The organism is Anaerolineae bacterium (assembly GCA_016931895.1).
Classification (GTDB): domain Bacteria; phylum Chloroflexota; class Anaerolineae; order 4572-78; family J111; genus JAFGNV01.
On the sequence record JAFGDY010000092.1, the window covers coordinates 1 to 3,910 of the forward strand.

A 3,910-nucleotide genomic window follows, 5' to 3' on the forward strand; every position below is an offset into this window, starting at 1 on the left:
AAAATTGCATTCAGAATGTTGGCGGCGGGAGGAATGTCGGGTGGCACAATCCGGGCTTGAAACGGGAACGAGACGCCCACCGAGTCGACCCCGATATCTTCAAAGTAGGCTTGAATACGCAGATCGGTGGCTTCGGCCCTGGCCTGGTCAAAAGTAACGTCGCGCAGTTAGATGAGATCAACCGTATCGCGGCCGGTAATGCGAGTAAAGGTTCGCTGGTCGGCGTAGAATTCATCATTAAACACCGGCGACGGCCCGACCGAGCCAATGGTGCCCACCACATCAAAGGTACGGATTGTATCGTTAAAGCGTATCTCAACCGTATCGCCTTCAAAAACACCAGATGGGCCAACCGACACTCTGCCGGTGGCTAAGGTATTACGTCCGGGCCATTCGCCGCTCTCAAGTTCCTGTAGAGTCATTTTTTGCTGTTGAAAATCTTCACGTGATCTCAGCGAGCCAGTTTGCCACTCCTCGCTGCCAACCAGGCGCCATTCAACAGAGGTATTGTACAAACCTTCCACTTCGGCCACACCCTCAATGCGGGCCAGGCGATCCATCTGCTCGTTATCCAACGGTGGATTAACACTGAGTCTAATGTGTGGCGGCTGCGCGGCTTGCCAGCTTTCGGCCACAACGCTGGCTACCAGATTTCGCCCACCAATGACCAAACCTACCCCTATCGCACCCAGGGCGATAACCAGCATCACCTGGATGGTCCGGATTTTGTCTTGCCACAGTTCAAACCACACTTTCGACAGTAAGGTTAACATATTTTCTCCTTGATCAGGCTGCTACCGGCGATAACTTGCCGTTAACACTGGTGATAACGTTTGGCATAACCGGTATGTTATTTATTGATGGCACAGGAACACTCAAAGATGGCTGTTGGCGATTATCTTTGACGATACTGCCATCGATAATTTCAATGTTACGCGGAATGCGACCGGCAAGATGGGCGTCGTGCGTAACCATCAGTAAGGTTTTGCCCTGCTCGCCAACTAGGTTATGGAAAATATCAAACACTTGCTCGGCAGTTTTTGAGTCGAGATTGCCGGTTGGTTCGTCAGCAATCAACAAAGCCGGATCATTCGCCAGAGCACGCGCAATCGCAGCCCGTTGTTGCTGTCCACCCGACACCATGCTAGGCAGCTTGCCCGCCTGATCGGCCAGGCCGACGGTTTCCAAAAGATGCAGCGAGCGCTCACGTCTCTGCTTGCGGTTGTACTTGCCCAAAAATTCCATCGGTAGGGCCACGTTTTGCTGCAAACTTAACGAGGGCAGCATTTGGAAGAATTGAAAAATCACGCCCACCTGTTGGCCGCGCCATTTAGCCAATTGATTTTCGCTCATCGCATGCACGGCCTGGCCGTTTACAAAAATCTCTCCGGCTGTGGGGCGATCGATGCCTGTGATCATATTGAGCAGGGTTGATTTTCCATTGCCCGACGGCCCCACAATCGAAACAAATTCACCCGACTCAATCTCGGTTGAGATATTTTTGAGGACAGGGATTTCTTTATCACCAACGTTGAAAGATTTCTCTACGTTTTTCAGTTCAATTGCATAAGTTTTGTTTGCCATAGTTTTTCTCGCTTTCAAGTGAACTCACCAACACATTTGATTTAGATGAAATAACTATAGCACAAAAATTATATTTTGTCAATATTTTGTCTATAATTTGTCTTTATTTTAAGCTTGATGTATAATTTACGCAATGTATCAGGCTCAAATTTACAGCGAAACAAACTAAAATGAATCTAGTCGAAACTGACGCGAATAACGCGTAAGGTGCAAAAACTTCATCCACAAAGGTGTGGCGGAAGAATTGATCTAATCAGGCGGATCGGATAAGTAGCCAATACAGCAACCTCAACATTGACACAAAAGAATTTGATTTTTTGTCTCGATTATGATACGGTTGCCGAGACTTCAAGGAGAGGTGGTGAGTGAATTCTATGTCTCTAAGTGCGGCCTTGGCTGCTATTCCAATTCTCATCATTTTAATCTTGATGCTTGGCTTCCGTTGGCCGGCGGCCAGGGCCGGATTGGTCGGCTTGATTGTTGCGCTGATCTTGGCGTGGAGCACTTTTGGTTATGGGCGAGAAACGTATGCTGATGTTGGCCCGGTGGCGGCAAGTGGCGGAGCGTTGGTTGAAGCGGTCGTCACCGCTGCCACAATCTTGTGGATTATTATTCCTGCCCTCGCCCTGTACCACTTGCAGATTCGCACCGGGGCTCTGGAAGTACTACGCATGTGGATTTGTCGCCTCTCCAACGATCCACGCATCGTCGTCATTATGGTCGCGTGGTTTTTTACCTTGTTTATTGAGGGTGCGGCTGCTTTTGGCAGCACCATCGCTCTGGCTGCACCCTTTTTGGTCAGCTTTGGCTTTCGCCCGGTAGAAGCGATTACGATTGTGCTCATCGGCCACGCAGTTGGCGCCTCGTTCGGAGCTTTAGGTACGCCGGTTATCCCTCAAGTTGAGGCAACCAACTTTAGCGGGGTAACACTATCGGGGGCAATCAGCTTATACCACAGCCTATTTGGCTGGCTTATGTTGGGTATGGCCATGTTGCTAGCCACGCGGGCCATGAAAGGGCGCGTGGCCAACTCCAAGGCTATTTGGGGCTGGACACTCCTGGCCGCTATCGTTTTTATCATACCTTTCTTTCTGATTTCTCGCTTCATCGGTCCAGAATTACCTAATATGGTTGGGGCTGCAATTGGGAGTGTGACCTTTATCTTGGTTTTTCGGCTGGCTCACCCACCGCCTAGCCGCGAAGACTCCATTGCCTGCAGCGCAACCTCCGCCGACATCAAACTCAATCTTCTGCAAGCCTCGGCTTCCTACTTGATTTTGATTGTACTGGTTCTATCGACGCGCCTCATTTCAACTGTGCAGCAGGCGCTCTCCGGCGTGGTGTGGGAATGGTCACTTTTTGGCATCTTTGGCGGGAGCTTTCAGCCGCTATACCAGCCAGGTACTCTGCTTTTTATCGCCCTCTTTCTGGGTGCGCTTGCCCAGCGGGCCAAATGGGTTGAGGTACAGGCAACCCTTGTCCAAACCTTCAAACAAGTCGCTCCGGTCACACTAGCCCTCGTAGCCATGCTGGGCTTGTCGCGGGTGATGGTCTATGCCGGGATGATTGATAGTTTAGCTGTAGCGGCGGCGGCCTTAGCCGGAAATTCCTGGCCCTTGATTGCACCTTTCGTAGGGGTGCTCGGTACATTCATTACCGGTTCAGCTACAGCCTCCAATATCCTATTTACCGATTTTCAACAGGTGACAGCTCAAAGTTTGGGGTTACCGGACTTAACCATTGTTGGCGTACAGTGTTTCGGGGCTGGCGTCGGCAATACAATCGCCCCACACAACATCATTGCCGGTGGAGCTACCGTTGGGTTGAGCGGGCAGGAAGGAGCGGTGCTACGTCGTACCCTGCCTGCCTGTTTGATTTACACCGTCTTAGGTGGGCTCACTGCGCTATGGCTATTATAAACCCAAGCAACCAGCGGTCTCCACATTGAGTTATTCACCCCAATTCAAAACTGCCCAAATATTCTTTGTACGATGAGAATTTAACCCATTATTTGATAGGACCAGAAATATTCTCCCTTGCGGATGAAAGAAAAATGTGGTCATTGCATTTGGTCCTGTTCTTCTGGTGAGAATGTTTGATCGGGTGTGTCCGAAATTTTAGGTAAGAGACCTGACAGGTTTCTAAAAACCTCGTACCCTGCAAAAACTGTGTTCGAGTAGATTTTTGGGGAAGCTTGCGATTTTTGACAACCACCAAGAAATCATATGCCCTGTTAATGGGGGGGGGATAATTCGATGACAAGAATGATACGGCTTCATAATGGCGCCCTCGTATCCCCCTCGTGTTCATCGCACCGGTTGCAGAT

General features: G+C 50.0%; 3 protein-coding genes. 1 reads left to right on the forward strand and 2 read right to left on the reverse strand.

Annotated features, from left to right (window positions below; translation table 11 throughout):
- Positions 1 to 167 precede the first annotated feature (167 nt).
- Together JW953_07290 and JW953_07295 are read right to left on the reverse strand one after the other, a co-directional pair.
- A complete protein-coding gene (locus JW953_07290; protein MBN1992494.1) occupies positions 168 to 773 on the reverse strand; it encodes a hypothetical protein in 606 nt (201 codons plus the stop codon).
- Positions 774 to 786: 13 nt separating this feature from the next.
- Complete coding sequence (locus tag JW953_07295) at positions 787 to 1,584, reverse strand: ABC transporter ATP-binding protein (protein MBN1992495.1); 798 nt, start codon at positions 1,582 to 1,584, stop codon at positions 787 to 789.
- Between the two features lie 374 nt (positions 1,585 to 1,958).
- On the opposite strand from JW953_07295, the gene JW953_07300 reads away from it, so the two are divergent.
- A complete protein-coding gene (locus tag JW953_07300; GenBank protein ID MBN1992496.1) occupies positions 1,959 to 3,503 on the forward strand; it encodes an L-lactate permease in 1,545 nt (514 codons plus the stop codon).
- The last annotated feature ends 407 nt before the right edge of the window (positions 3,504 to 3,910 follow it).

Bases quoted from the DNA above. Each gene is read 5' to 3' on its own strand.
- JW953_07295 (MBN1992495.1), bottom strand. From the start codon at position 1,584: ATGGCAAACAAAACTTATGCAATTGAACTGAAAAACGTAGAGAAATCT.
- JW953_07290 (MBN1992494.1), bottom strand. From the start codon at position 773: ATGTTAACCTTACTGTCGAAAGTGTGGTTTGAACTGTGGCAAGACAAA.
- JW953_07300 (MBN1992496.1), top strand. From the start codon at position 1,959: ATGTCTCTAAGTGCGGCCTTGGCTGCTATTCCAATTCTCATCATTTTA.